The sequence below is a fragment of the Psychrobacter aquimaris genome, assembly GCF_016107525.1.
Taxonomy (GTDB): domain Bacteria; phylum Pseudomonadota; class Gammaproteobacteria; order Pseudomonadales; family Moraxellaceae; genus Psychrobacter; species Psychrobacter aquimaris.
The window spans coordinates 183,705-189,704 of record NZ_JABASR010000008.1 but is presented as its reverse complement, the minus strand read 5'-3'; the positions used below and the strand labels follow the sequence as shown (position 1 = coordinate 189,704).

At 42.2% G+C, this 6,000-nt stretch carries 6 protein-coding genes; 5 read left to right on the top strand and 1 reads right to left on the bottom strand.

The genetic code is table 11. From position 1 onward, the window contains the following. Positions 1-74 precede the first annotated feature (74 nt). The 5 genes from JFC10_RS09085 to JFC10_RS09065 all read left to right on the top strand — a co-directional run bounded on the left by JFC10_RS09085 (position 75) and on the right by JFC10_RS09065 (position 5,498). Positions 75-2,798, top strand: coding sequence for a pilus assembly protein (locus JFC10_RS09085; protein ID WP_198332569.1), 2,724 nt, complete (start codon positions 75-77; stop codon positions 2,796-2,798). 1 nt (position 2,799) lies between these two features. Beyond that, entirely contained in the window at positions 2,800-3,300 is a 501-nt protein-coding gene (locus tag JFC10_RS15080) for a prepilin-type N-terminal cleavage/methylation domain-containing protein (protein WP_198332568.1), read from the top strand. Next, entirely contained in the window at positions 3,300-3,833 is a 534-nt protein-coding gene (locus tag JFC10_RS09075) for a type IV pilin protein (RefSeq protein WP_406947313.1), read from the top strand. Before JFC10_RS15080 ends, JFC10_RS09075 begins: the two co-directional genes overlap by 1 nt. Positions 3,834-4,242: 409 nt before the next feature. Continuing rightward, positions 4,243-4,758, top strand: coding sequence for a pilin (locus tag JFC10_RS09070; protein WP_198332567.1), 516 nt, complete (start codon positions 4,243-4,245; stop codon positions 4,756-4,758). A gap of 269 nt (positions 4,759-5,027) precedes the next feature. Next, the gene (locus JFC10_RS09065) at positions 5,028-5,498 is read left to right on the top strand and encodes a pilin (RefSeq protein ID WP_198332566.1); all 471 of its coding nucleotides are present in this window, start codon (positions 5,028-5,030) and stop codon (positions 5,496-5,498) included. Positions 5,499-5,595: 97 nt separating this feature from the next. Here JFC10_RS09065 and fdxA read toward each other — a convergent pair whose 3' ends face one another. Beyond that, positions 5,596-5,919, bottom strand: a complete 324-nt coding sequence (gene fdxA / locus JFC10_RS09060; RefSeq protein WP_011279554.1) for a ferredoxin FdxA — start codon at positions 5,917-5,919, stop codon at positions 5,596-5,598. Between the last annotated feature and the right edge of the window lie 81 nt (positions 5,920-6,000).

The window sequence follows — 6,000 nt, the reverse complement described above, 5'->3', positions numbered from 1 at the left end:
ACGTTACTTTAATAAAAACCTCTTATTAGGTGTCCTAAATTAGTTGACCACTACATAGCGGCAAGGTTGAGACAGTGGAAGTCTATCAATGTGAACTCCCTGGTGTAAACAAAGATGCACAGAATCTATGTAAACTTGGCGAAAAAGGCTATGGTTATGGACAAGGTGGGTTTTATTATGCTGCTGAGTCGAAGGACATCGCGAGCAGTTTAAAGTCATTCATTGAAGATGTGGGTAGTGCTGAGATTGATCCGATATCAACAGGGACCATGTCTGTACCACTCGATAGTCTAGGCGGTCTGAAGTCGCGTAAATTTGCTTATTTGCCGATTCTTGAACCGGCACCTGGCTCACAACGATTATGGAATGGTAACCTCAAAAAATATAATGTAAAAAACGGTACGCTAGTCGGTAAAGAGGGGGATTTCGTCTTTGCTGATAATACAGGTTTGTTTTCACGAGACAATATTGATGAAAATAATATAAATAATAATGCTGGTACTTACGACTTATGGAATACGATCAATATCATTCGGCCTGATACCACAAAACCTGATGGTGGACTGCCGCAAATTGGTGGTGCTTATCAACAGATATTAGAAGGCGCCAACGCATCGACAGTAGGTGACAGAAACTTATTCGTTGATACGGGTAGTAGCTTAACCAATCTCAAAGTCACTAATAAAAAGCCAGTCAACTTTGCCTCCTTAACTAATGGAGCTGAAAACAACAACGCTAAAAAACTCGCATTGCTTAAGTTCATGGGCTATAGCGCACAAGGTACTGTCACAGACGATACAGAGCTGAGTGCTTCACAAAATAAAAATCTAAAAAATATCGGTGGCGTGCTGCACTCTATACCGCAGCTTATTACTCAATCGGTAGCAGTCGACGCCTCTGGACAATTTGACACCAGTAAACGTAAAGACTATATCATCTATGGCTCTATGGACGGTGCCCTACATATGTTAGATGACAGCACGGGTAAAGAAACCTTTACTTTTGTACCCAAACAAATCCTTGATTTGCAGCCAGATGCATTGGCTGGCACGGGTAACGGCACTGCTGTAGACGGTAGCTATCCTTATGGCGTCGATGCGCCTTGGTTGACTTATGTGGCATACACGACCAAATCAAAGACTGAAGGTAAGGATGACGAGGCAAAGACGATCAATACCTACGAAGCGGCGCAGAGCTTTGCACTTGGCGGCTTACGTATGGGCGGGTCAATGTATTACGCTTTAGATGTTTCAGACGTCAAAGCTCCTAAGATGATCTATAGTGTAGGGTCAAACTATGCCAATCGCCAAAAGGGTGATAACACAGTAGCATTGAGCGGTAATAAAAATGGTGTCATTAATAACACATCACCTGAACAAGAAGCCTATGCACGTATGGGGCAGACATGGGGTAAACCTACCCTTGGCTATGTCAAACGTAATGGCGAGCGTGTGATGGTGAGCTTCTTACCCGGAGGCTATGACGCCTGTTATGAGAATTCACAATTTAAATTAGGGAATAACGCAAATAGCGAAAGTTGCCCTGATAAATCAAAGGCTCAAGGCAACGCTGTGTACATGGTACAGATGGGAGAAGTCGAAACAGATGAGGATAGCAAAGAAGAGACGGTAAAAACTTCTGCTGATAATGGCAAACTATTATGGTGGGCAAGTAATCAGGGCAGTTCAGAAAACAGTACTTCTCGCAGTTCCTCGTTGCAATACTCTAAAGCCAATGACTTAAAGCACAGCGTCGTGACGCAAGTGCGAGCGATAGACCGTAACTATGACGGTCTGAACGATCATATCTACTTCGCTGATCTAGGTGGACAAGTTTGGCGCGCTGATATCAATAACAATAAAGATACGAGAAACTTCAAAGTAGACCGTGTGGTAAAAGTGCTAGATGTCAGCGATCAAGCGACCGGCAACGATGCACCCCCACGTATTTACGAACGTCCACTGATTACTTTTTATAACGGTAAATATGGCTATAACAAAGCTGCTGATAATACTGGCACCTACTCAGGCGTACAAGCGATGATAACAGTAGGTACAGGCGATCGCAGTAGCCCAGTATCGGCAGAGAGGAGCATCCCTGATGCGCTATATACTGTCATAGATAAAGATGTCAGTCGTAGAGATTTATTTGATTATGATAGTGATGCAGCATCTACGATCAGTCTACGGACCCCAGTCATTGAGGTTGGAGAGTTTGATGATGAGACGACAAATAATAAGCTCCAACAACTGAAATTTTCTGTTGCAGATATCGGTAATAATGGCATCAGACAGAATATTATCAAGAATAAGGTACAAGGCTGGTATATGCCATTTACTTATTGGGATGATGGTGAGGTAACTGGCAGTACATATAAGCTCAAGATGTTTAATGAGCCGGATGCTATCGCTGGTGTACTGATATCCTCGACGTATAACCCTGATGAAGGGCAGGATATTCAAGCCTGTAGTGCTGGTGTTAAAGGCTCAACCCAGCGCGAACGTACCTGTCTACCTTTTGGTAGCTGTTCAGAAGATGTGGCAACACCACGCTCAACCTTCATTGCAGGCTCAGGTATTGTTGATAATATTATCAGTCAATACAACGATACTGCCGTGTTCTCAAGTATCGTCAATCGCTGTGAAGGCGATGACTGTAAACCTGACCTCATCTGCCCAGATGGTAACTGTGGTAATTACGACGATATTTTTAATGAATGTGTCGGGCCAAGCTGCGGCGTGGGGAGTGGTATCAATACCGACAAACGTATCAATCCATTAAGCTGGATGGAACATTGATATGTCAACTAGAGCGAATAGCTATCCGACTCGGCAGATAGGTTTTACATTAATAGAGCTGATGATCGTCGTGGCAATCGTTGCTATCTTGGCAGCGATTGCGATACCAAGCTATCGCGCTTTTATTATTCGCAATGCGGAAGCAGACGTACAGCGCAAGATGCTAGCACTGAGTAACGAGCTTGAGCAATGGCGTGCAAAAGCACTCACCTATAAGGGTTTTAAGCCTCAGTCAGATAATATCGCCGATAGTACAGGTGCGATCAATCAACCAAACACCAATCCACGTTATGTGATTACGTTGGGACATCTGACAGGACCTACGACTTTTAGTACTTTGCATCAAGGCAGTGGACGAGCCAACAATTGGATCATGATGGCAACGCCCGTTGATCTAGTAGGGGCCGATAGCTTTTTGCTATCAAGCCAAGGCCTGCGTTGTGCGAGTAATAGTAGTTTTGATATCACAGAGGCGGATTGTACAGGAGCGACGATATGGTAATGTTGTCAGCAGCGGCAAAAAAGCTCGCCCTACAGCGGAACTCATCTACTCAGTCAATGCAGCAAGCAGGATTTACGCTGATAGAGCTGATGATCGTCGTTGCTATCATAGGAATACTAGCGGCTATCGCTTATCCAAGCTATCAAAGCTACGTAGAGAGAACCAATCGTGCGGATATGATGGTAGAGATGCAGCAAATCGCCAGTCGCATCGAGTCTAATAAAATAAACTACAAGCGTTATGACAGAATACCTTTATCTTCTGTATTGTCAGGCACGCCTGCAACTGATGGTAGTGTGAGTTTTCCCAGTTCAGGAACGGGGCTCTATACAGTCATAGTTGGTACAGGAACATGGGGAGAGACAAGCTGGACGACAAGTACTGTTACATTAGGAGGGCGTGACTGGATAATTAGAGCAATACCAGTTGCAGATCAGCGTATGGCGAACGATGGTAGTCTGACTTTAGATAGCCAAGGCATAGAATGCCGTTTTATAGGAACTACAAAAAAATGTGGCAATGGTGAAAAATAGAATAAGTAACAGTTAAGCTTAATTGAATAATGAACTGACAAAAAATGTCAGCTGTAATTATGTCCAATGTCCATGAATTACATAAGCTGACAATTTTCAGCAATAAACTGGCAATATTCTTTGCTTACTCAATACATCAGTACCTACATTACCAATAAATTATATAAATAAAAAATTTCAGACAGTAGTGTATGATACTGGGAAATATGAATGTGACAGCAAAGCGTAAGTTATAGCTTCAATGTTAAAAATATGTAGGGATATTTCTAAATTATCTTAAAAACTTGGCACACTACCTGCAGCAATATAACTAAGACAGTCAGATCGTCACTATGGCGGCTGACATCATTACTATTGATTACCGACAGTTTCACTGATGTGCTGTCACCTTATGTTAAAGGACAAGTCTATGAACGCTCAAAAAGGTTTTACCTTAATCGAACTAATGATCGTTGTTGCTATTATCGGTATCTTGGCAGCGGTTGCTCTTCCTGCTTATCAAAATTATACCGCAAAAGCACAAGCGACAGAGGCAATTACTCTTTTAGGTGGATTAAAGCCTATAATTGTTGATACTAGTAGCTCTATTGGTATGGAGAAAGCTTGTAGTGCTGAAGAAGCAAAGGATGCAGTGGGTGTACCAGCAGATGGGGATAATTATGAGCCACCAGTTATAGCAGGTGCATTATCAAATAATAGTGATCTTAAATTAGATGGTAAATATGTTAAAAATATAACAGGTAAAGCTACAGGCGACGTTTGTACTTTAACAGCTACGTTTAGAGATGATATTAATGATAAAGTGGCTGGCCAGAAGGTAAACTTTATTTATGATCCTGCTAATGGTGGTGATTGGTCTTGTGAATCTAATCTTATAGATTCTGTACGCCCAAACACCTGTACAGAAGCAGTGATCGCGAACTAATTTAAGTAAGCGTAGGCTGGGCTTTTAGCCTAAGAAGCGTTAAAAAATTACACTGCAATTTCAGCTTCGCAAGGGAAATGCTTTGAATAGCATTTCTTATAATTATGCAAGGTTAAAAGTTTGGACTAAACACCCAGCCTACAAAATTTCTTATCGAATACCCAAAAAACCAAACGCTCTGTTTGGTTTTTTTGTGTTTAAAATATGCTCAAACCCAACTGGCATACTCTCTGCACCATAGCGTTATACTTATAATCGACTATAACGCGATGAAACCTTACCTGCCAGCTGTCCAAAATTGTCATTTACGACGTCGTATAGCCACTCAGTCTGGCTATACCCTGATAGAGCTAATGATAGCCGTTGCTATCATCGGTATACTTGCGGTGACAGCGACAGTCAGCTATCAGACACAGGTCAGAAAGACACAAGTCATGACCGTTTATCAAGAGATTAATCACTTTCGTCTACCGTATCAGATACTGATGGATGATGGTGCAGGAGTGACAGATTTTAGTCCTAGCGGTCTTAATATGCCAGCACAGACCAAATATTGTCAGTTTACGGTCACAGCTCCCATTGTGGGCAATACTACGCCAAACGCCATCATTTGTAATATTCAAAATTTATCTTATATCCAAGGTCAATCTTTGAGCCTTGACCGAGCTGCCGATGGATCGTGGCAGTGCCGCCCATCTGCAGGAATTCCAAAAGCCTATCTACCGAAAGAATGTCAATAATATTTTTAAATTTTAAACAATAAAAAACCACCTAACCGCGTATTGCCGTTAGATGGTTTTCTTTATTTTAATACTTTAAGCAGTTTTAAAGAACTGACTACTTCTCTAAATACTGAATCTTACCTTCCACGCCATCCCACTTAGCCGCTTCTGGCATTTGCTCTTTCATTTCTGTGATGTTTGGCCATTTTTGTGCCAGCTCTTCGTTTAGCTGAGTAAACATCTCTTGCCCTTTTGGTACTTCATCTTCTGAGAAGATCGCATTGGCAGGGCATTCAGGCTCGCATAGCGCACAGTCGATGCACTCGTCAGGATCGATGACGAGGAAGTTCGGGCCTTCATAAAAGCAGTCCACAGGACAGACTTCCACACAGTCGGTGTATTTGCAAAGAATGCAGTTATCTGTAACGACAAAGGTCATAGTGAGGTCTACCTGTTATTGGATTGGCTGATATAGTTCATCCTTTTTAAAAGAGTTACTGTGCTCACCGTGCTTGAAGTA

What these genes read in the sequence shown, in the direction of transcription:
- JFC10_RS15080 (WP_198332568.1), top strand. Translation starts at nt 2,800, where the DNA reads ATGTCAACTAGAGCGAATAGCTATCCGACTCGGCAGATAGGTTTTACA.
- JFC10_RS09075 (WP_406947313.1), top strand. Translation starts at nt 3,300, where the DNA reads ATGTTGTCAGCAGCGGCAAAAAAGCTCGCCCTACAGCGGAACTCATCT.
- JFC10_RS09070 (WP_198332567.1), top strand. Translation starts at nt 4,243, where the DNA reads ATGAACGCTCAAAAAGGTTTTACCTTAATCGAACTAATGATCGTTGTT.
- JFC10_RS09065 (WP_198332566.1), top strand. Translation starts at nt 5,028, where the DNA reads ATGAAACCTTACCTGCCAGCTGTCCAAAATTGTCATTTACGACGTCGT.
- fdxA (WP_011279554.1), bottom strand. Translation starts at nt 5,919, where the DNA reads ATGACCTTTGTCGTTACAGATAACTGCATTCTTTGCAAATACACCGAC.